The organism is Anaerotignum sp. MB30-C6 (genome assembly GCF_030908465.1).
In the GTDB taxonomy this organism is placed as follows: domain Bacteria; phylum Bacillota; class Clostridia; order Lachnospirales; family Anaerotignaceae; genus Chakrabartyella.
In genome coordinates this window covers 57,307-80,551 of the sequence record NZ_CP133078.1, presented here as the reverse complement: position 1 = coordinate 80,551, position 23,245 = coordinate 57,307, and the positions used below count along the sequence as shown (strand labels likewise).

Below are 23,245 nucleotides of genomic sequence, written 5' to 3'. Positions count from 1 at the left end.
CCTAAAAAATATGTACTATTTAACATTCCACATAGGAATCATTACAAACCAAAATTAGGGAACAACATATGGGTATAAACCATACTCAAAAGCATATACACAGACAATATTACTGCAAATGCAGCAAAGGTTCGCTTCAAAACCTCTCCTTCTCTACCAATTACCCCAACCGTTGCACAAGCTGCGACCACGTTGTTGGGGCAAATCAAGTTTCCTAAGGATGCACCCGCATTTTGACCTGCGAAAACGGTAATAGGGTTCAACCCTAACATACTTGTTGCATTCAAATGCATAGGGGCAAACATGATGTTTGAACCAAGACCAGTACCTGTAATAAAAGAGCCTGCCGAACCAATGGCCACCGCTGCCGCTGGATAGAACTGCCCCGCCGCATCGGCAATGGTACTAGCAATCATTTGAATCATACCTGTCTGGCTATGTTGCATGACATAAGAAACGGTCAACAAAGAGCCCATGGTAACCAATACGGGAAGAACACGCACTGCCGTTTGCTTCATGGTATCAAAGAAACCTTCCATGCTAACGCCTAAAATGACACAACCGATGCAGGCACACAGAAATACTACCACGTCTACCCAAACGATATAACCAAAGGTTATGAGGGTAGTAAAAGGCACTGTATATCGAACAACAGGCAGGGCAATCAATAATACTAAGTACGGGGATAATGCGTGGAAAGAAGAATAACGGCGGGTCTGCCCCTCTTTCTCAGCACTAATACTGCCTCCTTTATAACGATACGCTTCTGGTGTTTTAATTTTTACAAACTTAAGATAAACTACAGAATATACAATAGACAACAAGCCCGTGCCAAGACTTGTGATTTCAGGGCCTACAAAGTTTGACAATACAAACATAATCAGCCCTGTACTAAGCCCCGAAAAGAACAAATAAGGAATAATGCCCTGAAATCCTTTTTTGCCAAAAGCAATCATGACAATTAAAAAGGGAATGATAAAAACGCCAAACATATGAATCCTACCAACCATAGCAGAGTTTAAGGCAGCACTACTGATACCTTGGTCTACCAAATATGCACCACCTGTAATGGTGGTAAGACCTGCACCACCCCAAGAACAGGGAGTGGCGTCACCTAAGAGGGCAATGACGATGGCAACAATGGGATCAAAGCCCAATCCTACTAAAAACGGAGCTGCAATGGCAGCTGGTGAACCTGCACCAGCTGCACCTTCTAAAAAGATAGGTACCATAAGCCCTACAATAATCAATTGGGCTCTACGGTCATCCGTAACATCGGCTAATGTATTTTGTACCTGCTTCATCGCCCCTGATCTTTGCATTAAGTTTAAGAGCAAAAAGGAAGAAAAGACCAACATAACGATTTTGGCGCCTTCTTTTATCCCTTTCCATAATAGACCATCTATCATGGAAACGGTATCTTGAAAGGTTACATCTGCTGGGCTAAAGTAAGTAAGTGCCAAAATGATAATATAAAGTAGCCCTAAGGGAGCAACCTTCATCGCAGGCATTTTTAAAACAATGATACCTACCAAAATCAATACCAAGGGGCTAATCGCCATTACAAAATCCATCATACCATCTCCTTTTTCGTACTTTCAAGAATTACATCACTTTTATTTCCATTTTTAAAAAATAAAAGGACCCACGGCTATCGCCACGAGTCCTTTCCTCATTCATAATCTAAGAGCCTTTTTCTCTCCTATTTCAATAAATCAGAGGTTTTATCACATGACAATTGGCACTACTCTTCTCTTTGCCCAAAATAATAACCAGGAGGACCAGAAGGATAGTGCTAATCATCATAACAAGACCATATTGAGTTGTATTTGCAACAGCACAATTCATGGAAAAAAACCTCTCTCTACTTTTCTTAAAAATGGAATGACAAAACGATACCACTTTATTTTTTCGCTGTCAACGGAGCCATTTCCAAGGTTTTTTCATGAATTGTATATTTTTTTATACACTGTCTCTTTTGTATCGGCAAAAATACCAAGTTTCCAGATGGATTGTACTTATTCACATACATAAATCCCAAATAAATTTCTACATATGTACTTTTTATATGGTTTGACGCTAAATATTTCTACAAATTTGTATCAATAAAAATACAAAAAACACCGCAAGAAATACTCTTGCGGTGTCCCTAATAAATATCTATGAGGAGATGTTTTCTAGCCTTTTACTCGACGATACTATCAAGTTTCTGCTTCAAAATTGCAGGGGGTGTTACGCCAACAACGCCATCTACTGCCTTACCATTTTTGAAAAATAACATATTGGGTACACTCATGATTTGATATTTTTCTGCTAAATCCATAGATTCGTCAATGTCTACTTTAAACACTTTTGCCTTACCTTCATATTCAGCAGAAAGCTGCTCCAATACAGGACCCATCATCTTACAAGGGCCACACCATGTAGCGGAAAAATCAACCAAAACAGGTACTTTGCTTTCGATTACTTCTTTTTGAAATTTATCTGATTTAATCTGTAACATTTTCATTCCTCCTAATTCTGATTTTAACCAAAATCAATGAACTTATTCTTTTTTTTGAGTATAACATACGTAGAACAATAAATCAATATATTTTACTAAATAATAATAATTCTTATCTATAAAAGTTTTTATCGGGCTGAATATTTTTTTCCAAACAGGCAATACTGACTACGAGGATGTTATTCTCCCCCATACAATAACATTCTTTCTACTTCTTCCCCTTAAAAAAGGACAGGATGCTATCCTGTCCTTTTTTCCTATTATTCTAATAAACCTCATCCATTACCCGTTTCGTTTTCTTTTCAAATGCCACCATGCCTTCTCCCCGTGTAACTGAATTTCCCCGTAATGGATCCAGTATTAAAAATACAAGGGAAAACTGTCATAAAAGATTGCAACAATCCCTTAAACATCCTTCCCTTTTCATTAATATTGTTCAATATCTATAATTTCCGGGGTATATCCCTGTTTTAGAGCTTTTTGACTAATAGAATAAAACATATCCGTGTAGTCACTTAAATAAAAATTTCGGGCACCCTTTGATTCATGAAGGTTTAATATACCCTTTTCTTGCAAGAATAGCTTTACTTGTTTTGCCGTGGCCTTTGCAGGGTCCACAAGCTTTACATCTTCCCCAACGATGGTTCCAATGCACCTTTTAAGCAGTGGATAATGGGTACAGCCCAAAACCAAAGAGTCGATACCTTCTTCCAGGAGCTCTGCCAAGTATCTTTCTGCAGCCAAACGAGCCACTTCGTTATCTGTCCAACCTTCCTCGGCCAAGGGTACAAAAAGAGGACACGCCTTAGAAAACACCTTCATGTTGTTATCCTCTTTACGAATCATATTCTCATAGGCAGCGGAACGCACCGTACCTGCCGTACCAATTACGCCGATTTTTTTGTTTTTTGTAGTACGAAGGGCTTCTGCCACCCCCGCATCTACTACACCAAAAATAGGCACCTGGAAAGTGCTATGCAATTCCTCCAAGCTATTGGAGCTTGCTGTGTTACAGGCAACAATGATTGCTTTTACCTCTTTTGTCAGCAAAAAACGTACATTTTGCTTGGAGAATTTCGTTACCGCCTCTTTTGACTTACTGCCGTAAGGCAGACGGGCTGTGTCACCAAAATATACAATATTTTCATGGGGCATGACCTTCATAACCTGTTTTACTACGGTCAATCCACCCACCCCTGAATCAAATATACCAATCGGTCTTTTATCCATAAGGTCCTTCTTTCTAGTTAGCCTCGAATTCCACTATCTCTGGTGAGGGCCAACTCAATCAAACAATCCATCAACTCTGCTTTGGGTACACCAACTGCCTCCCACAACATGGGATACATACTAATGGAGGTAAACCCAGGCATCGTGTTAATTTCATTTAAAAGAACACGGCCTGTTTCCTCTTCCACAAAAAAGTCTACACGGGCTAAGCCGCTGCCATCCACAGCCTGATAAATTTTTGCCGCTATTTTACGCATTGTTTTTTCCTCATACTCCGTAATCGGTGCGGGAATAATGGTACGAGATTCGCTGTTGTTATACTTTGCATCATAATCATAAAATTCTGCTGCTGGTAAAACTTCGCCAACACCGCTTACAATAGGCTCCTCATTGCCAAGAACAGCGCATTCGAACTCTCTGCCAATAATGGCTTCCTCTACTATAATTTTTCTATCGTAATCCGCTGCCAAGCGAATTGCTTTCACCAACGCTGCCTGATCCTTAGCCTTGCTAATCCCTACGGATGAACCTGTATTCGCTGGCTTCACGAAGCAAGGATAGCCCAACTTCTTTTCTACACGCTCGACCAATTTATCCATCTCCTCCAGCTCTTCTTTGGTAAACCAAACATATTTGGCCTGGGGGATATTTGTGTTCTTGGCAATTAGCTTTGTAAAGACTTTATCCATGCAAACAGCGGAGGATAAAACACCGCAACCAACATATGGAATACAAGCCATCTCCAACAATCCTTGAATTGTTCCATCTTCACCCCATGCACCATGGAGAGCGGGAATCACCACGTCAACGGGAATCTCTTTTATATGGCCGTTCACAATCTTTAACAACGCCCTTTGTTTGGCATCTGGGCTAATAATTGCCGGTGTGGCATACTTCTCCCATTGCCCTGTACTAATATGTTCTGTGGGACCTGTATAGATAAGCCATTGCCCCTCTTTTGTTATTCCCACGGGAATGACCTGATACTTCTTGCTATCTAATGCTTTTAGCATTGTTGTAGCAGACATTCGGGAAACTTCATGCTCCGACGACTGTCCACCAAATAATACGACCACAGTTTTTCTGTTCATGCACAAACCTCTTTTCTGCTCCTACGAGCGGAGTCCAATCAGTACCATTATATGCAATCTGCCTTTCGCTGACAATAAAAAAATATATGAATCCCTTTTTCAGCTTATACCATACAAAAAAAGGTCGTTCCCTCTTGTTCAGTCAAAGGAACGCCCTCTTGATTTAGGAATATTTGCTTCTTAACCTTAGTTGCTATTTTTACATTCAAAATTCATACAAGACCTTTACTCTCAGCGAAAACGTATCCTTCTAAAAAAGGATACGTTTAGCCCCTCACTTGTAGAATGAGAAAGTTATTTGGCCCATTAATTTCCCTTCAGTAAATGGGAAATGGATTTATACAATAAAAATGTCATAGCACAGTTGATACCTGCCTTTAATAAGTTGAAAGGAATAATAATGGGAACCATCATAGAAATAACAACTTCCAAAGGCACATTCATAAATAAAGGTGTAAAAATCAAGTTCATAATAACCATAGCAACGGTCTGAACCAATGCGCCGGCTACCAAAGCGATTAAAGCGTTCTTTCTGGTTTTACTTCTTTTATAAATGCTGCCTGCAACAACGGCACATGCACCTGTTGCAAAAATATGCATCACAATACCAATAATACCACTACCAGCGCTTACTGTCACCCCCTGAATGACAGAAACAACAATGGCAAGCAGTAAGCCTGCCACAGGGCCATAGGCAAAAGTGCCGATCAAAATAGGAATATCAGCAGGATCATACTCTAAAAATGGCGCTGCGGGAATCAAAGGAAAGTGAATTGCCGCTACCAATACAATAGAGATTGCCGCAAGCATTGATAATGAAACCATAAGTCTTGTGGACATTTTTTTCTTTCCCTTTGTTACATTTACTTTTGAAGATACATTTTCCATTTTACTTCTCCTCCATTTTTTGTTTAAAATTTTCAGGACACTCACCAAGAAACGTAAGCAAACTTTTTCTAAATTTCAAAAGAAAAAGCCTGAAAATCTTCAGGCTAAACAAGCAAAAAATAAAGGCTGAGGTTTATTCGCAATCAAATAAAAACTTTTCATGCAAAAACATCAAACTTTTATTCTTCTTCCATCCAGACTATACTGTCGGTTTTGGAATCTCACCAAATCCTGCGTAAAAACGCTCGCGGACTTTACCGCCGATCGGGAATTGCACCCTGCCCTGAAGAATTTCATCTATTTAATTACACATTCATTATATCGCCCTGTAAAATGATTGTCAACGGCAATTTTCTAGGTTTTTCGATTTCTATTGGTATGCAAACCTATTTATTCCATCTTTTTCCCCTCTATCTTTTTTTCCCAAAGCTTTGGAAATACTTAACACAAACCTAAGTGTGAAGCAAAAGCAGTCCCATCCACCTATTAGACCGATTTTTACTCTTTCACCAGTAACCCACAACAGTTTGTAATGGTGCTCGCTCCAAAGCAAACTTATCACGACTTGTCATCCCATCCTATTACCGCAATAAAAATAAACTTATGGGTTTTGTTATCTTTCCAAGAGATTATTTTTTTGCATTTTTTACTCGATCATTGGGCTTTTTGCTTCTAATTTTACCTAACATCAAGTTCAACAAAAACATAGCCGTTAAAAAACCTAAAAACCATGGTAAAATTTCAGGTCGTTCTTCTGCAATTTTACTTGCTCCTTTACTTCCTGCAGATAATAAGTACAACAAAGTACCATCCCTTTCTTTTTCTTTAATGTATCTTCTTGATAATCCCACGAATTTTTCATAATTCTATATGTATTTCTTGACTACTTCTTATTTTAAGCAATTTTTCTTTCTATGTAAATAGCCTCCACCATTGGCGAGGTTTTAATATTTGAAAAGTAGTTTTAAACAACAAAAAAAGACGGTAAAAACCGTCTTTTTCATATTCTTAGTCCTGAGAATAGGGCATCAGGGCTACATGTCTTGCTGTCTTGATAGCAGTTGTCAGTGCTCTCTGGTGCTTAGCACAGTTGCCTGTAATTCTTCTGGGAAGGATTTTTCCTCTTTCAGAAACATATCTTCTCAGCTTATTTACATCTTTATAATCAATTGTTGTTACTTTATCAGCACAACACTGGCAAACGCGTTTTTTTCTACGACCACCACGTCTTTTCTGAATCATGTCTAAGTCCTCCTTCTTTACTGGATTTTAGAAGGGCAGATCGTCATCTTCGATGCTTTCATCAATAGGATAGAAACCATCGTCTTGGGCAGTTTGCTTAGGCACAGCAGGAGTATCAGCCTTATGGCTTTCGAAAGATGCTTTGCTTTCTGCAAAGTACTGTTCTTCTACTACAACATCTGTGCTCCAGCGTTTTTTACCCTCGTTGTCGTCCCAGGAACGAACCTGAATTCTACCGACAACGCTAACCATCTGGCCTTTTTTGAAGTATCTTTCCGCGAATTCGCCTGCTTTACCAAAAGATACGCAATTGATAAAGTCAGCATCGGGCTCGCCTTGGCGTTTAAAGCGGCGGTTTACCGCCAAAGTGTATCTAGCAACAGCCAAAGGTTCACTTCCCTGAGAGTATCTTACCTCGGGGTCTTTCGTCAATCGGCCCATAAGAATCACTTTGTTCATAGGATTGCCTCCTTACTTACGCCTCTTTGCGGATAATGAGATAACGTAAAACGCTTTCCATAATACGCATACGTGCTTCGATTTCTGCGGGAGCACCAGCGGGAGACTCGAATGTTGTGAAGCTGATGAAACCTTCGTTTACTTTTTTGATTTCGTAAGCGAGCTTTCTCTTGCCCCAATCATCAACTTTTTCGATCTTCGCGCCGAATCTTTCCAAAGTAGCCTGAACCTTCGCTACTTCTGCTACTTTGCCTTCTTCGTCCAGTGCGGGACTTAAAACCATAGCTAATTCGTACTTGTTCATGTGGGTTACACCTCCTTTTGGACTTATGGCTCTCCCTTTCTTGGGAGAACAAGGATTTTTTACAGGTCGGCATAAAGACCGACACTAAAACAACATATCACAAAAGCCCTGCTACTGCAAGGCTTTTTTTGCTTTTTTCAGGATTTTCTAGTCTTTTTCTCAGTCTTCATACTCTTTTTCCAGTTTTTCCTTTCTGCGTTCCTCCATACGCACAACTGCTATCCGAATCAAGAAAAATAATAAAAGGTACGTTGTAATATACCCAACGGCAAACTCTTTAGACACTTGCTTGCCACTGCTAAGCCAAAAGAAATAGAAGACTACAATACCTACGATTGCAGAAATAATATTCTTTTTCAGGGTCATCTGCTCCTTGGGGTGGGTCGAAAACACTACGCCTAATTGGTGGCTGCGTACCATTTGATAAATGGGCGTCGCAATCAGTATTACATACTCTGTCAGACACTGGGAAAGATCCATTTTAAAATACAATCCTTTTACCACAAAGGAAAGTACAATAAACAGATACATCAACTGCATTAATTCTGTCCCAATTTTATTTTTAGTTTGTTCTACTCTTTCATCTTTGATTTTCATAATAAATACCTCCTTAACTACTCTGCTTCATCCCACTTCTCTTCCAGTTTCCTCCAAAAGTAACAAAATACCCTATACCAATCCGTTGATGTTATTGTTTTCCCATTCTCAAAGTGACCATCTTCAAGTGTTCTTTGTGCCAACACAATACAACCCCCTTTTTATTCCGTTTCACCCCATTGTTCTTCTAGCTTCTTCTTTCGTTTTTTCTCTAACGGAATGATGATCCCCCCTACCGCAACTGCAATATAGCCATATAATAACAAGCTTGCTGTCCAGCTAATGGCATAATCACGACCACCTATCCATGCCGCCAAAGCAATCCACGCAACAGCAATCAAGATTATTGTAGTAAAAATTCTTTTTTTACACCTCTTATCTTCGGGGAAGACAACACCAAGTTGCCTTGAACGAAAATAGCAATACAACGGCGTTAACAGTAGTAAAAAAAGTTCCATAATAAGATAATTTAAATCCACAATATCAAGGAAAAATATTTTAACAATAACAGAAATAAAACCAAAGTAATAGACTACTATAAACCACTCTGTTGTAATTTTATTTTTTACATTTTCCAAACGCTCATCTTCAAATTTTCTTCGAGCCAACACAATAAAACCCCCTTTTATTCCGTTTCATCCCAAAAAAGTTCATCCAATGTTTTCCCCAAAGCCTTACAAAGGGCAACACATAAGTTTAACGTGGGGTTATACTTCCCCGCTTCAATCATGCCAATGGTTTGCCTCGTCACACCTACCTTTTGAGCCAGCTCATCCTGAGAAAGATCTAAGGCCGCCCTGGCAGCTTTCATCCTCAAATTCTTCATCTTTTCACTCCCTTTTCATTCCCATGCTTTAGTTATACAACATATTAATCATAATGTCAATTATATATTGCATTAAAGCCAAAATATTTTGCATTTTGCAATGTTTCTTGTGTAAAACCATCATTCCCTTTATAATAGATAAAAAACTAAGGACGAAAGGAAAAAACAGATGATTACAAAGGTTTATGAAAATCCAACGATTTATAAAATAGATGTACCTCTGCCTAATAACCCATTAAAAAACCTAAATTCTTACGTAATACAAAATGGTGGGGAAAGCCTGATTGTTGATACAGGCTTCAATCGCCCTGAGTGCAAAGAAGCTTTGATGAATGGCTTACGGGAAATAAATGTGGATTGGGAAAAGACCAATATGTTCCTCACCCACCTCCATTCTGACCACTCTGGCCTTGCCCCTGGGGTAATGCACCAAAAACCGGGGAAAATTTACATGAGCAAGAATGACCATGAATATTTAGGCTGGATATTAAACGGAAACCGCTGGGATACCTTTGATGGAATTTACCGAAAAGAGGGCTTTTCGGAGGAACAGTTGGATTGGCTAAAAGACGAGAACCCCGCCCGTGGCTTTGAACCCGATTATTTTTTCGACGCAGAGATTATCCATGATGGAGACATCATTCAGATAGGCTCTTATGGTTTTCAGTGCGTATTTGTTCCAGGACACACACCAGGCCAAACTTGCCTTTATCTACCAGAAGAAAAACTCTTGTTATCTGGGGATCATATTTTGTTTGATATTACACCTAATATCACCGCTTGGGTATCCATAGAGGACGCTTTGGGTGATTACCTGGACAGCTTAGTAAAAATACGGGCTTTTGATATGAAAACGGTTCTACCTGCCCATAGAAAAAACGAAATGGACGTTTATGTACGCATTGAAGAAATTATTCATCACCACCTGATTCGTTTGGAAGAAACCATCGACGCCCTAGGTGAATTCCCCAATGCCCACGCCACAAAAATTGGCTCCTGTTTAAAATGGTCTATGCGTGGCAAAACTTGGGATGAGTTCCCCCTTTCCCAAAGATGGTTTGCTGTTGGGGAAACCATGTCCCACTTGGACTATCTAATCAAGCGGGGTTTGGTGGCAAAAACCGAAGATGAATTTTACATGTATACATTGACGGATTCTGCCAAAGCCTGCAAAGAAAAACTAAACAGCCTTTGGCATATCTACCACTAACTCTCTCTTTAAGGGATTAATTTTACCTCTGAGACTATATATCAAAATGATGAAAAGTCTCGGAATGTTATTATATAAAGGATGGCATAAAAATGGATATTTTGAAACGATTACAAGAAGAATTGAATATTAAGGCTTCGCAAATAGAAAATACGGTGAAGTTATTAGATGAAGGGAACACGGTGCCTTTTATTGCCCGTTACCGTAAGGAAATGACAGGCTCCCTTGACGATCAGGTGATTCGTCAACTTGCCGAGCGTTTGACAGCCCTGAGAAATTTGGAAGAAAGACGAGAACAAGTGCGTACTTCCATTGCCGAGCAAGGTAATCTTACGGAGGAATTAGAGAAAAAGCTGAATGAGGCAATGACACAAACGGAAATTGACGATATTTATCGCCCATTCCGCCCAAAACGCCGCACCAGAGCCTCTATCGCAAAAGAAAAGGGACTAGAGCCTTTGGCAGAAATGATTTTTGGCCAAGTTTTGTTGACGCCATTGGATGAATATTCCGCTGCTTTTGTGGACGAAGAAAAAGGGGTTTCCAGTGTCGAGGAGGCAATCCAAGGGGCAAAAGATATTATAGCGGAGAAACTTTCTGATGATGCAAACTTAAGAAAAATGCTACGTGAAGACTGGCTGAAATACGGCCTTTTGGTATCACAAAAGGCGAAGGACGAGCCTTCTGTATACGAAATGTATTATGACTACACAGAAACCTTAAAAACCATTGCTGGACACCGTATTCTTGCCATAAACCGTGGCGAAAAAGAAGGCTTCCTTTCCGTGAAAATTCAAGGGGAAGACGAAAAGCTTTTTGAAAAAATGAGTCGTTATATCATTAAGAAAGATAGCCATACAAAAGAGATTTTACAAGAAGTGATTGAAGATAGCTACAAACGCTTAATTACCCCCTCCTTAGAGAGAGAACTTCGTAACGACTTTACAGAAAAATCCGAAGAATCCGCATTGGGCGTATTTCGTGAGAACTTAAAGCAGCTTTTATTACAGCCTCCCATTGCTGGAAAAGTGGTATTGGCTTTGGACCCTGCGTTCCGTACAGGCTGCAAAATTGCTGTCATCGACGAAACGGGAAAACCCCTTGAAACTGCCGTGGTTTACCCCACTCCTCCCCAGAATAAAAAGGAAGAGGCAGAAAAGATTTTAACGAAACTTATGGAAACCTATGGCGTTGAGCTGATTTCCATTGGAAACGGCACAGCCTCCAGAGAGTCAGAGCAATTTGTTGCCCAGATGCTCAAAAACATAGACAGAAAAGTACAGTATCTCATTACCAACGAAGCAGGTGCTTCCGTTTATTCCGCTTCAAAATTGGGGGCTGAAGAATTCCCTCAATATGATGTATCCTTGCGTAGTGCCGTTTCCATCGGCAGAAGAATACAAGACCCTTTGGCAGAATTGGTAAAAATCGATCCAAAATCCATTGGCGTGGGACAGTATCAGCACGATATGAACCAGAAGCGTCTTGGGGAAGCGTTGGGCGGTGTGGTGGAAGACTGCGTAAACAGCGTAGGCGTGGATCTAAATACTGCAAGCCCCTCCCTCCTTTCTTACGTTGCAGGGATTAATAATACCGTTGCAAAAAATATTTTGCTGTATCGTGAAGAAAACGGAAAATTTAAAACACGCAAAGATCTATTGAAGGTTCCAAAACTAGGGCCTAAGGCATTTTTGCAATGTGCTGGTTTCTTACGAATTCCCGAAAGCACCATGGCATTAGACCATACAGGGGTGCATCCTGAAAGCTATCAAGCGGCAGAAAGCTTACTTTCTGCTTGCGGCTTTAGCCTTGAAGATGTGGCAAATAAACAGGTATCAGGCTTGGCCAAAAAAATAGCTTCCCCTGAAAAAATGGCGGAAACTCTGGGTATTGGCGTTCCTACGCTACAAGACATCATCAGTGAACTGGAAAAGCCCGGCCGTGACCCCCGTGAAGATGCCCCAGCACCTATCTTACGCAGTGACGTCCTTTCTATGGAGGATTTACAAGAGGGTATGATATTAATGGGAACCGTGCGAAATGTCATTGATTTTGGCGTATTTGTGGATATTGGTGTACATCAAGACGGTTTGGTGCATATTTCCCAAATTTGCAATCGGTTTATTAAGCACCCTCTGGAAGAAGTGAAGTTGGGGGATACAGTAAAAGTAAAAGTCCTTTCAGTGGATATGGAGAAAAAGAGAATTTCATTAACCATGAGAAATGTAGATTAAGTGACATCTTTTTAAGGTTTCATGCATCCATTCGAAAGTCTTTCTTTTCGGATTTTCATCAAAATTCATTTTTCTTCATAAAACATGGAAAAAAATAATGTAGTCATAGGATTTAGTACGGGACTTTTATAGTCTCGTACTTTTTTCTTACTCTCAAAAAAATTAAGGTGAACCTATGGGGTTTCAAATTTCCCATTGAATCATGATAAAAGTGCTCTCCTACAAGGTTTAAGAATTAAATTGACTTAAGAGGTTTTGAATCTTTCTATAAAAAAAGGGCAAGCAAAAATTTGCTTGCCCAGAACTTATTCTCTTATAAATCTGAACCATATCCCCTTGCCTTATCTTCCTCTTACAACACGAGCCGCCTGAATGATAAAAGTAGGAACCAAAGCCAAACCTACAATCTGTAAAATGTGTGTGCCTGTCAGAGCATCATTAATATCAAACAACCCGTGTAAGCCAGGAATAAACAATACAGCCATTAAGAAGGTAGCACCCACTGCAAACGCACCATAGCTATAAGGGTTGTTGGGCAGGCGGAAAATGGAACGTGCACCACGGCAGTTAAATCCATGGAACAAACGAGCCATACAAAGGGTAGCAAAGGCCATGGTACAAGCCATGCCATCGCTTACACCCATACCAATATAGAAAGCCACAATGGTTACAGCGGCGATCATACCACCCTGAATCACCAATCTACGCATAAAGTCTTTGGTCAAAATACTTTCTCTAGGATCTCTTGGCTTGTCATTTAATAAATCTCCAGTGGGTTTTTCCATGTTCACCGCCAAAGCAGGTAAGCTATCTGTTAAGAGATTGATAAACAGCAGCTGTACTGCTGTAAATGGTAATGGCAATGCCAACAAGGAGGTAAATAACACTGTTATAATCCCTGCTAAGTTACCAGACAATAAGAACTGGATGGAGTTCTTGATATTTGCATATACATTTCTACCGTTGCCTACGGCCTTTACAATAGTAGCAAAGTTATCATCCGTTAAAATCATAGCCGCAGCATCCTTAGATACTTCTGTACCCGTAATACCCATGGCAATACCGATATCCGCCTGTTTTAAGGCGGGAGCATCGTTTACACCATCGCCAGTCATAGCGGCAATACACCCATTTTCCTGCCAAGCACGAACGATACGGATTTTATGCTCAGGTGACACTCGTGCATAAACAGAGATATCTTTTACCATACCACGCAATTCATCGTCACTGATATGCTCCAGTTCTGAGCCTTCCATGGCTCTATCCCCTTCTTGCAAAATACCAATTTCTTTTGCAATAGCAGAAGCCGTTACCTTATGATCTCCTGTAATCATGACAGGACGGATACCCGCTCTGCGACAATCTCCAACGGCAGGGGCGGATTCCAAACGAGGGGGATCCATCATAGCAATCAAACCAATAAAGGTTAATTCATTTTCATCCTCCAAGGTAAGCAAACGTTTTGCATCAATCTCTTTTTTTGCAAAGGCTAATACACGCAGGCCTTGTGATGAGAATGCCTGATTTTGAGCCAAAATCCCATCTAAATCCTTTTGGGTCATCTCCCTTGTTGTTCCATTTTCCACAACATTTTTACATCTTGCCAATAAAACATCAGGGGCACCCTTTGTCATCATCAAATACTTTTCTTCAATTTGATGCAAGGTTGACATTAACTTACGGTCGGAATCAAAGGGCAATTCACTCATACGGGGGTAGGTGTTTCTAATATCCCCTTCATTACCCCCAGCCTTTCGACAGAAGGTTAGTAACGCTGTTTCCGTAGGGTCACCAATCTGGGTCTCTCCGTTAATTGCACCGTCATTACAAAGTACACCTGTCACAATCAGCTCTCTATAAGGGGTTCTATTACAATCCACATCATCCGTATCTGTGGTTCCTTCAAGAGTAAAAGTTTTTTGCACTGTCATTTTATTTTGTGTTAACGTACCTGTTTTATCGGAACAGATAACAGAAACACAACCCAAGCTTTCCACGGCACGAAGGTTTTTGATAATGGCATTTTCCTTGGCCATTTTTTGGGTACCAATGGCCAAACCAATGGTTACAATAGAACTTAATGCCTCGGGAATTGCAGCTACCGCCAAAGCCACAGCAAACATCAGAGCATCTGCCATGGGCTGACCACGCCATACCCCTAAGCCAAACACAATAGCACAAATACCTAATATAATAAAAGATAATTTCTTTGAGAAGTCATCCAAGCTTCTTTGCAAGGGTGTGGATTTCTCTTGTGCAGATTCCATTAAGTTGGCAATCTTACCAATTTCCGTATTCATCCCTGTACCCGTTACCAACACAACGGCACGGCCATAGGAAATCAAGGAGCCACTATAAACCATATTCAAACGGTCGCCCAAGGGCAACTCATCTTTTTCAATGATTTCCGCAATCTTGTTTACGTTTTCCGATTCGCCTGTCAACGCACTTTCACTCACCTGTAAGGAATGGTTTTCTAAAATACGGCCGTCTGCCGCCGAAACGTCCCCTGCTTCTAAAAGCAAAATATCGCCAGGTACCAATCTTGCCGCTGGAACTTCTACTTTTTCCCCATTTCTGATGACCCTTGCGTTAGGGGCAGACATGGCTTTTAAACTTTCCAAAGACTTCTCTGCTTTAAAGTGCTGCACCGTTCCCAAAATTGCATTTAAAATTAACACAGTAATGATAACAATCGTTCCTTCGATGCCACCAGTAAGGGCAGAAATTACAGCCGCCGCAATTAATATAACAACTAAAAGGTCTGCAAACTGCTCGAAGAAAACCTGAATTACACCTTTTCGTTTTCCCTCTTTTAGTTTGTTTTCACCATACTTTTCAATCCGTTGCTCAGCCTCTTCCCCCGAGAGCCCACGCATTGAGGTTCCAAACTCTTGGAACAGCTCATCCTTTTTCCTCATCCATAGTTTATCCATTTTTATTCTCCTTTCAGTGCAAACAAAAAAAGACCTCCATTGCACCCTTCCTGATTTTTCGGTACAATAAAAGTCTTGCTTCCTAAAGATACCACGTATCTTATGGGCAACGTCCGGGCTGTTACACCGAGATGACGAACGCTGGCGACGCAAAATGCGTAAGCTACTCCCTCTTATTTGTAAGAATTCTAACATACCAACGAAGAAAAATCAACACAAAATATTCCAACAACCGAAAAAATCTTCATTTTTTATTATTCCCAGTATGAGTTGATATAATCTTGTATATTTTTTAACATTTTCCTCTTTTCATCTTGTTCTTTTTTTGATATACTGATTCCATATAACCAAAAAAAGGAGGGATTGGTATGATCCATGAAAAGTTTACGATCACAGGCATCGACGAAATGGTTTATCACCTGACACTATATAAAGATAAAACCGATTGGCAAATTGATTTTTACAATATTTATGGCGCATTGTTACTTTCCTTTGATAGTGACGAGGAAACATTACACCGCTTGAAAGACGAAGAAGAAGCCTATAGAATGGTTACTGAGTGGATGGATGTTGCACTTATGATGGGGAAAGAATGGTAATTGCGTAGATAGATGCTGTGCTTATGATGGGCAAAGAAAGTTCATTTGTATTTTAAAAAGATGCTGAGGCATCTTTTTTTTGTGAATAATCTGTATATCTTTTTGGGAAAGTGGGACAATATTACAAACTGTTTTAAAAGGAGAGATGATATGCAAGCATTCGTAAACGAAAAATGCATTGGCTGCGGTCTTTGTGTCAGCCTTTGTGGCGAAGTATTTTCCATGGATGATAACGGCTTGGCGAAAGCAATCCCCGAAAATGTTCCACCTAGCACAGAAGCAATGGTGATTGAGTCAAAAACAAACTGTCCTGCCGTTGCCATTGAAACAACAGGGCATTAACTCATTCAAACTGCATAGAAATTGTAAAGGAGGCCTTCTATATGGACGCCTCCCTTTTCTTTTGAGAAACTAATATATCTACTATTTTTTATAAATAACATATAATTCGATAAAATATGACACGACCAGCAAAAATATTAATTGATAAGGCCAATAGCTCTTCATATAAGTAGGATAGCTTCCAGAAAGATGAGCCACATGATATCTCATATAGGAGAACATGATGATTAACGATAATGTCAACATATTCAGACTGGTTGCAAGAATAAATAAAAGCTTTTTCATAAATTCCAAGAACCCCTTTCGCTTTTTTGCAAGATTGAAATTATCTTAGTGCCCTTTTATGTAATAAACTGCAAATAATATGAAAAATCCGGCTGTAAAAAGAAACATATAGTTGCATAGGTTTCACTGCTTACCCCTACCACAGGTACTCCACTCATAGCCCTATAAAAGCTTTTTTTCGTTGGAACATGGTAGCGATGCTCGAAAACTTTCAGAGTAAAAGTAATAGGACATGAATCCCCCATCATTTTATATTTTTTTCTCATCATAACATTTTGTAATATACATAACAATAGTAGCATTACATAAAGTTTCAGACATAAAGCAACGTGCATTCCCAAAACATAGGCACAAACTTTATCAACTTGATATTATATACTTTAGATTAAAGTCCAATAAACACATGAGTTTATACAGCAATCGTGATTTTTTTAATTCTAAACTCTATCCAAAAACAAAAAAGTGACACTTGTAAACACAAATGTCACTTCTCTCATTTCTTTTATATGATTATTTATAGTTCAAGCTGTTATCCTTAAGCAATACGTCGTGAGCACCGCCTTCTACCAAGCTTGTTGTAGAAATTACAGTCATCTTCGCATTTTGCTGCAACTCAGGAATAGACAGAACACCGCAGTTGCACATGGTAGATTTTACTTTCTTCAAGGAAAGACCCACGTTGTCACGCAAGCTGCCTGCATATGGCACGTAAGAGTCTACGCCTTCTTCGAAGGAAAGCTTAGAGTCACCGCCCATATCATATCTCTGCCAGTTTCTTGCACGGGCAGAACCTTCACCCCAATACTCTTTCATATAGCTACCGTTGATGTTTACTTTATTTGTAGGGCTTTCGTCAAAACGAGCAAAATATCTACCTAACATAATAAAATCTGCACCCATAGCCAATGCCAAAGTCATGTGATAGTCATAAACAATACCACCGTCGGAGCAAAGAGGAATATAAACACCTGTTTCTTTGAAATATTCATCTCTAGCTTCTGCAACTTCAATGATTGCAGACGCCTGTCCACGGCCGATCCCTTTTTGCTCTCTGGTAATACAGATGGAGCCGCCACCGATACCTATTTTTACAAAGTCCGCACCACAGTCAGCTAAATAACGGAAACCTTCTTTGTCTACCACGTTACCAGCGCCGATTTTTACGCTATCGCCATAGTTTTTGCGTACCCAATCCAAAGTATCCTTCTGCCATTCGGAATAGCCCTCGGAGGAGTCGATGCAAAGAATGTCTACACCCGCTTCAACCAAAGCGGGAATTCTAACCATATAGTCTCTGGTGTTAATACCAGCGCCAACCACATATCTCTTATCTCCATCTAAAAGCTCGTAGGCATTTTCTTTATGGCTATCATAATCCTTACGGAAAACTAAATACTGAAGTCTACCTTCATTATCCACAATGGGAAGCTGGTTAATCTTATTATCCCAAATGATGTTGTTTGCTTCCTTTAAGCTTGTACCTGCAGGGGCAGTAATCAGGTGATTCAAAGGAGTCATAAACTCACTAACCTTTGTACCTCTTTCCATACGGCTGATTCTGTAATCCCTACTTGTTACCAAGCCCACCAATTTTCCCTGGGCTGTACCGTCCGTGGTTACAGCTACGGTGGAATGGCCTGTTCGATGTTTTAAATTTAAAATATCCTGCAAAGTGTCTTCTGGGCTGATATTGGAATCGCTTATAACAAAGCCTGCTTTATATGCCTTTGCACGGGCAACCATTGCCGCCTGACTTTCTACACTCTGAGATCCGAAAATAAAGGAAATACCGCCTTCTCTCGCCAGAGCCACCGCCATTTTATCGTCAGAAACCGCCTGCATAACTGCAGATGTTAACGGTATATTCATCTGTAAAGCTGGTTTCTCACCTTTTTTGAACTTCACAACGGGTGTTTTCAAACTCACATTTTCAACTGTACATTCCTTAGAAGAATAACCTGGTACAAGTAGAAATTCGCTAAAGGTTCTGGATGGTTCTGTAAAGTATTGCGCCATTTTTTTCTCTCCTCCTGATGAAAAATAGGGAGCGTATGATTTGTACGCTCCAACTTTTGTAATCATTATTATTTTCATAAGATTTTAGCACTAAAAATCCCCCTATACAAGGGGGAGTTTATATTTTTTAAGATTTTGTTGATTTCGTCGGTTTTTCTATGGTATTCTGACAAAATCCTTTGCGAAAAGCCAACCTCTGTCCTCCCCCAGAATACATTCTTCCTTATCAAAGGCGTCTTTTCAAATATCCCAAGGACATTTTAGCAACGACGCCAATCATTGTCCCTGTTGCAACACCAAAAAATATTAAAAACGGTAGATAATACATCAGTTTTAAGTTTTCAACAACCAAAGTGGCTACTATAATCTGCCCTACATTGTGAAAAACGCCACCGGCAACGCTCACCCCGATAATGCTAAACATACTTGTTTTCTTCATGAAAACCATAATAGAAAAGCTCAAAATCGCCCCAGCTAAGCTATATAATAATCCGGCAAAGCCAGCAAACATGAGTCCCGAAAGAACCACACGCACAACAGAGATAAAAAATGCAGCCTTTGCATCCATAAAATATAGAACAATTACAATGATTACATTGGCAAGGCCTAATTTCATCCCCGGAACCAATAGAGGCATAGGAATCAGCATTTCAACATAGCCCATAAGAATTGCCAAAGATGCAAATAAACCATAGTATGCAATTCTTTTGCTCTGCATCATCCCACCACCATATCAAACTCGGTTTCTTTTTCTCCCACAATCTCTACCACTAGCTTATGGGGCAAGCAAACAATGGATTCCCCTGTCAAATGAATACGTTTATGCTCCACACAAATTTGATCTCGGCAATCTGCATCATAGACAGTAACATAACCTTGTTCTATTTTTATTTTATTATACCCCTGCGCCGTTTCAACTGTAAACACCCTATCCTCTGATAAAGGCAACTCAACCTTCACTTCTCCGTCAACGCTAACCCTTGCAAACCCACCTTTTTCCGTAGAAAAAAAGAAAAAAGCCCCAAGACCTACTGCTGCAATAAGAAGGATCAAAATTAGAATTTTATCTGCTTTTTTCACGCCCTTCTTCCACCTTTCTTCCCAATACATAGGAAAAAAAGGAAGCCTGAGCTTCCTTTTTTTTGTAGTAGGATTTATAAAAATAATCTAACAAATGCCCAGAGCCGGAATCGAACCAGCGACACGAGGATTTTCAGTCCTCTGCTCTACCGACTGAGCTATCTGGGCGTATCTTTCTTACCGATGCATACTAGTATATCCAAAAAAAAATAGAATGTCAACCTATATTTTGTATTTTTTTGCGGGCAGGCTAAGCCCACCCGCTAAATCCTTCTACTGGTTGTCTAAACTTTTCGCCCTTTCATCCCAATATTCGCAGGTAATTCCCACCACCTCCGAGGTAAATGGTTCCCCTTTTTTTGTTTTATAATGCTTTGTTGCCCGAAATGCATATTTCGCACCAACAAACATAATGGGTAAGTTGCAATAAACAATGATAATATTTCCTAAGTCTGAAATATACCATAAATTATCCAGCTCCAGCCCCGCTAACACAGAAAGAGCACCAAAGGGAATAAATACCAAGGCTCCTAAGACACGAATAAAATTAATGAAACTTTTTTTCCTACTAATACGATTTGCTGCAATTTCTGCGAATATGATAAACCCAACAACACAAGTATAGGCAAATAAACCATAACACAAGCTGATTAACAGAGTAATCATACTATCCGCCCCTGTTCCTGGTGTTAAGGAAGTAATGGAGGCTAAGTACAGAGGAAGCTTTTGACCATGAAGGGTTTCCCAAGCTCCAGGGTCGTTCCAAAGTTGTGCCATAACAACAATAAACCCTGAAAGGGTGCAGATTATGATGGTGTCCAAAAATACACCCAAAGCCTGCACGCATCCCTGTTCACAAGGATGTTCCGCATTGGAAGCCGCCGCCGACATGGTAATGGTACCTTGCCCCGCCTCGTTGGACATCAAACCACGTTTTACTCCCTGTACCAACGCCGTACCAAAGAAACCACCAAAAATCGCTTCTGGTGTAAAGGCTCCCTTAAATACTGCACCAAAGAAGAACGGAATGGTTTTAATATTTAACAGTGCAATAACCACCACGGTCAAACAATAAATTACAGCCATAATTGGCACTGTTTTGTCTGTAACCTTTGTTATTTTACGAATACCACCAAAGGCACACACGGTTGTGCCTGCAATCAGAACAATGGCAATGATATAATATAACATAGACGTTCTATCATAGGTGTTTCCTGTAATCACCTCAGCTATGGAACCAACGGATGAAAATACATTAAACGCTTGGGCTGGCAAGCAGAACATGGCATAAAGGATAAAGATGGCAGATAAAGCTACACCAACCCACCCTCGGTTTCCCATGACTTTCTTTCCGTAAAATGGAAGACCACCAACGAATTCATCGCCTTTTTTCTCTTTAAAAATTTGAGCCAGAGTAGCCTCCATATAAGCTGTGGCCATGCCAAAAAACGCACTTACCCACATCCAAAATAAAGCACCGGGGCCACCTACTGAAATGGCACCCGTAACCCCTAAAATATTTCCGGGTCCAACCCGCATGGCAGAGCTTAGAAAAAACGCTGCCAAAGGGGAAATACCAGTTGCCGCCACTCTTTGTTTCGTTAAAATACGAAGACCTTCTTTGAAGTGCGTTACTTGAATAAAGCCAGTCTTTATTGTAAAGAAAATTCCCGAGCCTATTAATAAAACAACGGCAAAACTTAGGCTTCCTAAAACTGGAATGGAGGAATACCACTCAAAGTTTGTAGGAAAATCCCATAGAAAATCGGCTATGGGAACAACAAATTGAAACACCCCGTTTATTGCATCAAATATTTCTTTCAAAGGAACCCCTCCCAGCTAGGTTTTTGATTTAAACGTCTAAACTTACGAATGCTTACGTATTTCACCTTATTTATGAGGCTTGCTTGAAGTCTTAGTAACAACAGCCCCAAAACCATATTCCCTGCCTACATTATTTCTTTTGCTGCATGATATCAATAATCGTCCTGTTCATAGGGGACATTCCCTCGTCAGAAATTCTTCCTAAGTTCCTCACCGTTTGTTCTGCGGAAGAACCAATTACACCAAAGTGATAGGGCATAACCGTACCTGTCATGGCAAGCATAGCAGATAAAAATGCAGAGTAAACTCCTGCCGACGCCTTTAATGAACACCCTGTACTGCCGCCATCGCAAATCATACCTGTTAAGTTTGCTGCCATGTGATTCGTTGCATGGGAAACTTCCGAAGCACCGCCGCCCATTAGATATATAACCCCTGCTGCTGCACCGCTTCCGCCCCCAATCACACAGCCACAAAGGGCAGAGAGCCTTCCTGTATAATGCTTGCTATAAATAGTGACCAAACAACTTAAAGCTACTGCCCGTACCACTTTTTCTTCTGGTGCTTCTACACTTCTGCCATAGGAAACCACTGGCAAAGAGCATACGATTCCATGAGAACCACTGCCAACAATACTCATGGCAGGATAGGGCAGGCCGGAAAGCCTAGCATCCATGGCGGCACAGGTAAGTTTTTGAGCATGATAAATCATATCCATACCTATGACACCCTTTTTTTGAAATGCGTCTAAAGTTGCTCCGATAGACAAGCCAACACCCTTTTGACCTTTTTCAGAAAGCCTGCAGTTCATTGCAATCATATCCTTAATAAAATCTATTTCTTCTAAAGAAACAGAGGAAACATATTCCACCATGTCCGAGAAAGTGATGGAATCAAAATCTATCACTTCTTTTCTCTCTTTTGTTTCCTTTTGCTCCTTCGCAAAAATAATCTGGTCGTCCTTTGCCACAAAGACGATATTATCGTGGGCATCTTCAATTCGAGTAATACCCACTCCCTTTGTGGTGGTAACTTCCGCCAATATATAGATATCCTCTTTCTCCTTTTGTAAGAATATTTGAACAGGGATATCCTTGGCTATTCTTACGTGCTCATCGGTAATATCCTTTAAACACTCTAACCCCAGCTGCCACTGGCCGCCCAAGGCACCTAATGCCGCCGCCATTTCACAGCCCAACTCTTCTGTTCCAGGTATACCACAGGAGAATCCGTTTTTATACATTCCTCCGTTCATGTTCATTTCAATATGTACGATCGTTCCCCCCACGGCATCATAGGCTCTTGCCGCCGCCAGAGCAATTGCCCCGACCTCCGTTACTCCTAGTGCTGGACGAATTTCAGATTTTAATAGCTCTGTAAAGTTCTTCAAAGACCCACCTCTTTCTGCTGTATCTTTTGTTTTCCCATTTTTTCAGTATACCGTCTCCCCTATAAAAATACCACTTTTTTCTGTGCTGTATTTCAAAAAACAACCAACTTTATATATGTATACAGCATAATTCCCTAATTTTACTTGTTTTTTGTTGTTTCCTTCCTTTATAATGAAACAGCTATTATT

The 23,245-nt window shown here is 40.2% G+C and carries 23 protein-coding genes, 1 tRNA gene and 1 riboswitch; of the genes, 4 read left to right on the top strand and 20 right to left on the bottom strand.

From position 1 onward, the window contains the following. Window positions 1–41: 41 nt before the first annotated feature. The 13 genes from RBQ60_RS00370 to RBQ60_RS00310 all read right to left on the bottom strand — a co-directional run bounded on the left by RBQ60_RS00370 (window position 42) and on the right by RBQ60_RS00310 (window position 9,140). Complete coding sequence (locus RBQ60_RS00370; RefSeq protein WP_307884624.1) at window positions 42–1,577, bottom strand: L-lactate permease; 1,536 nt, start codon at window positions 1,575–1,577, stop codon at window positions 42–44. A gap of 608 nt (window positions 1,578–2,185) precedes the next feature. Further along, window positions 2,186–2,503: a thioredoxin gene (gene trxA / locus RBQ60_RS00365; protein ID WP_307884623.1), complete on the bottom strand. Its 318-nt coding sequence runs from the start codon at window positions 2,501–2,503 to the stop codon at window positions 2,186–2,188. 426 nt (window positions 2,504–2,929) lie between these two features. Next, window positions 2,930–3,733 carry a glutamate racemase gene (gene murI, locus RBQ60_RS00360; RefSeq protein WP_307884622.1) on the bottom strand — a complete coding sequence of 268 codons (804 nt, stop codon included), beginning with the start codon at window positions 3,731–3,733 and terminating at the stop codon, window positions 2,930–2,932. A gap of 17 nt (window positions 3,734–3,750) precedes the next feature. Then, window positions 3,751–4,824, bottom strand: coding sequence for a D-alanine--D-alanine ligase family protein (locus tag RBQ60_RS00355; RefSeq protein WP_307884621.1), 1,074 nt, complete (start codon window positions 4,822–4,824; stop codon window positions 3,751–3,753). A 306-nt stretch (window positions 4,825–5,130) separates the two neighbouring features. Next, complete coding sequence (locus RBQ60_RS00350) at window positions 5,131–5,712, bottom strand: ECF transporter S component (RefSeq protein WP_307884620.1); 582 nt, start codon at window positions 5,710–5,712, stop codon at window positions 5,131–5,133. Window positions 5,713–5,890: 178 nt separating this feature from the next. Beyond that, window positions 5,891–6,007: riboswitch (FMN riboswitch) on the bottom strand. A 334-nt stretch (window positions 6,008–6,341) separates the two neighbouring features. Beyond that, on the bottom strand, window positions 6,342–6,512 hold the full coding sequence (locus RBQ60_RS00345) for a hypothetical protein (protein WP_307884619.1): 171 nt from the start codon (window positions 6,510–6,512) through the stop codon (window positions 6,342–6,344). Between the two features lie 208 nt (window positions 6,513–6,720). Next, window positions 6,721–6,954 carry a 30S ribosomal protein S18 gene (rpsR, locus tag RBQ60_RS00340; protein WP_307884618.1) on the bottom strand — a complete coding sequence of 78 codons (234 nt, stop codon included), beginning with the start codon at window positions 6,952–6,954 and terminating at the stop codon, window positions 6,721–6,723. A 27-nt stretch (window positions 6,955–6,981) separates the two neighbouring features. After that, the gene (locus RBQ60_RS00335; protein WP_307884617.1) at window positions 6,982–7,413 is read right to left on the bottom strand and encodes a single-stranded DNA-binding protein; all 432 of its coding nucleotides are present in this window, start codon (window positions 7,411–7,413) and stop codon (window positions 6,982–6,984) included. A gap of 16 nt (window positions 7,414–7,429) precedes the next feature. Continuing rightward, window positions 7,430–7,717 (bottom strand): 30S ribosomal protein S6, encoded by a 288-nt coding sequence (rpsF, locus tag RBQ60_RS00330; RefSeq protein WP_307884616.1) that lies wholly within the window; start codon window positions 7,715–7,717, stop codon window positions 7,430–7,432. A 159-nt stretch (window positions 7,718–7,876) separates the two neighbouring features. Continuing rightward, on the bottom strand, window positions 7,877–8,314 hold the full coding sequence (locus RBQ60_RS00325; protein ID WP_307884615.1) for a DUF6773 family protein: 438 nt from the start codon (window positions 8,312–8,314) through the stop codon (window positions 7,877–7,879). A 17-nt stretch (window positions 8,315–8,331) separates the two neighbouring features. Next, window positions 8,332–8,457: a hypothetical protein gene (locus RBQ60_RS00320; RefSeq protein WP_307884614.1), complete on the bottom strand. Its 126-nt coding sequence runs from the start codon at window positions 8,455–8,457 to the stop codon at window positions 8,332–8,334. Between the two features lie 18 nt (window positions 8,458–8,475). Beyond that, window positions 8,476–8,922, bottom strand: a complete 447-nt coding sequence (locus tag RBQ60_RS00315) for a DUF6773 family protein (RefSeq protein WP_307884613.1) — start codon at window positions 8,920–8,922, stop codon at window positions 8,476–8,478. 17 nt (window positions 8,923–8,939) lie between these two features. After that, window positions 8,940–9,140 (bottom strand): helix-turn-helix transcriptional regulator, encoded by a 201-nt coding sequence (locus tag RBQ60_RS00310; RefSeq protein WP_307884612.1) that lies wholly within the window; start codon window positions 9,138–9,140, stop codon window positions 8,940–8,942. A 169-nt stretch (window positions 9,141–9,309) separates the two neighbouring features. Here RBQ60_RS00310 and RBQ60_RS00305 point away from each other — a divergent pair, with 169 nt between their 5' ends. After that, window positions 9,310–10,350, top strand: coding sequence for an MBL fold metallo-hydrolase (locus RBQ60_RS00305; protein WP_307884611.1), 1,041 nt, complete (start codon window positions 9,310–9,312; stop codon window positions 10,348–10,350). Between the two features lie 92 nt (window positions 10,351–10,442). Further along, the gene (locus RBQ60_RS00300; RefSeq protein WP_307884610.1) at window positions 10,443–12,584 is read left to right on the top strand and encodes a Tex family protein; all 2,142 of its coding nucleotides are present in this window, start codon (window positions 10,443–10,445) and stop codon (window positions 12,582–12,584) included. A 341-nt stretch (window positions 12,585–12,925) separates the two neighbouring features. Here RBQ60_RS00300 and RBQ60_RS00295 read toward each other — a convergent pair whose 3' ends face one another. Then, window positions 12,926–15,520, bottom strand: coding sequence for a cation-translocating P-type ATPase (locus RBQ60_RS00295; protein ID WP_307884609.1), 2,595 nt, complete (start codon window positions 15,518–15,520; stop codon window positions 12,926–12,928). Window positions 15,521–15,888: 368 nt separating this feature from the next. On the opposite strand from RBQ60_RS00295, the gene RBQ60_RS00290 reads away from it, so the two are divergent. Then, window positions 15,889–16,119, top strand: coding sequence for a hypothetical protein (locus RBQ60_RS00290; protein WP_307884608.1), 231 nt, complete (start codon window positions 15,889–15,891; stop codon window positions 16,117–16,119). A 150-nt stretch (window positions 16,120–16,269) separates the two neighbouring features. Further along, window positions 16,270–16,461: a ferredoxin gene (locus tag RBQ60_RS00285; RefSeq protein ID WP_307884607.1), complete on the top strand. Its 192-nt coding sequence runs from the start codon at window positions 16,270–16,272 to the stop codon at window positions 16,459–16,461. Between the two features lie 795 nt (window positions 16,462–17,256). Here the strand turns inward: RBQ60_RS00285 and RBQ60_RS00280 are convergent. The 6 genes from RBQ60_RS00280 to RBQ60_RS00255 all read right to left on the bottom strand — a co-directional run bounded on the left by RBQ60_RS00280 (window position 17,257) and on the right by RBQ60_RS00255 (window position 23,056). After that, complete coding sequence (locus RBQ60_RS00280) at window positions 17,257–18,762, bottom strand: IMP dehydrogenase (protein ID WP_307884606.1); 1,506 nt, start codon at window positions 18,760–18,762, stop codon at window positions 17,257–17,259. A 226-nt stretch (window positions 18,763–18,988) separates the two neighbouring features. Next, window positions 18,989–19,483, bottom strand: a complete 495-nt coding sequence (locus RBQ60_RS00275) for a Gx transporter family protein (protein ID WP_307884605.1) — start codon at window positions 19,481–19,483, stop codon at window positions 18,989–18,991. Next, entirely contained in the window at window positions 19,480–19,842 is a 363-nt protein-coding gene (locus RBQ60_RS00270) for a NusG domain II-containing protein (RefSeq protein WP_307884604.1), read from the bottom strand. Before RBQ60_RS00270 ends, RBQ60_RS00275 begins: the two co-directional genes overlap by 4 nt. Before the next feature lie 95 nt (window positions 19,843–19,937). Then, window positions 19,938–20,010, bottom strand: a tRNA-Phe gene (locus RBQ60_RS00265). A 105-nt stretch (window positions 20,011–20,115) separates the two neighbouring features. Next, window positions 20,116–21,666, bottom strand: coding sequence for an alanine/glycine:cation symporter family protein (locus RBQ60_RS00260; RefSeq protein ID WP_307884603.1), 1,551 nt, complete (start codon window positions 21,664–21,666; stop codon window positions 20,116–20,118). A 130-nt stretch (window positions 21,667–21,796) separates the two neighbouring features. Further along, on the bottom strand, window positions 21,797–23,056 hold the full coding sequence (locus tag RBQ60_RS00255) for an L-cysteine desulfidase family protein (protein WP_307884602.1): 1,260 nt from the start codon (window positions 23,054–23,056) through the stop codon (window positions 21,797–21,799). Window positions 23,057–23,245 lie beyond the last annotated feature (189 nt).

Coding starts and splice junctions, on each gene's coding strand:
- rpsR (WP_307884618.1), bottom strand. CDS start 6,954: ATGATTCAGAAAAGACGTGGTGGTCGTAGAAAAAAACGCGTTTGCCAG.
- trxA (WP_307884623.1), bottom strand. CDS start 2,503: ATGTTACAGATTAAATCAGATAAATTTCAAAAAGAAGTAATCGAAAGC.
- RBQ60_RS00370 (WP_307884624.1), bottom strand. CDS start 1,577: ATGATGGATTTTGTAATGGCGATTAGCCCCTTGGTATTGATTTTGGTA.
- RBQ60_RS00300 (WP_307884610.1), top strand. CDS start 10,443: ATGGATATTTTGAAACGATTACAAGAAGAATTGAATATTAAGGCTTCG.
- RBQ60_RS00295 (WP_307884609.1), bottom strand. CDS start 15,520: ATGGATAAACTATGGATGAGGAAAAAGGATGAGCTGTTCCAAGAGTTT.
- RBQ60_RS00305 (WP_307884611.1), top strand. CDS start 9,310: ATGATTACAAAGGTTTATGAAAATCCAACGATTTATAAAATAGATGTA.
- RBQ60_RS00285 (WP_307884607.1), top strand. CDS start 16,270: ATGCAAGCATTCGTAAACGAAAAATGCATTGGCTGCGGTCTTTGTGTC.
- RBQ60_RS00275 (WP_307884605.1), bottom strand. CDS start 19,483: ATGATGCAGAGCAAAAGAATTGCATACTATGGTTTATTTGCATCTTTG.
- RBQ60_RS00325 (WP_307884615.1), bottom strand. CDS start 8,314: ATGAAAATCAAAGATGAAAGAGTAGAACAAACTAAAAATAAAATTGGG.
- murI (WP_307884622.1), bottom strand. CDS start 3,733: ATGGATAAAAGACCGATTGGTATATTTGATTCAGGGGTGGGTGGATTG.
- RBQ60_RS00335 (WP_307884617.1), bottom strand. CDS start 7,413: ATGAACAAAGTGATTCTTATGGGCCGATTGACGAAAGACCCCGAGGTA.
- RBQ60_RS00290 (WP_307884608.1), top strand. CDS start 15,889: ATGATCCATGAAAAGTTTACGATCACAGGCATCGACGAAATGGTTTAT.
- RBQ60_RS00350 (WP_307884620.1), bottom strand. CDS start 5,712: ATGGAAAATGTATCTTCAAAAGTAAATGTAACAAAGGGAAAGAAAAAA.
- RBQ60_RS00310 (WP_307884612.1), bottom strand. CDS start 9,140: ATGAAGAATTTGAGGATGAAAGCTGCCAGGGCGGCCTTAGATCTTTCT.
- RBQ60_RS00280 (WP_307884606.1), bottom strand. CDS start 18,762: ATGGCGCAATACTTTACAGAACCATCCAGAACCTTTAGCGAATTTCTA.
- RBQ60_RS00355 (WP_307884621.1), bottom strand. CDS start 4,824: ATGAACAGAAAAACTGTGGTCGTATTATTTGGTGGACAGTCGTCGGAG.
- rpsF (WP_307884616.1), bottom strand. CDS start 7,717: ATGAACAAGTACGAATTAGCTATGGTTTTAAGTCCCGCACTGGACGAA.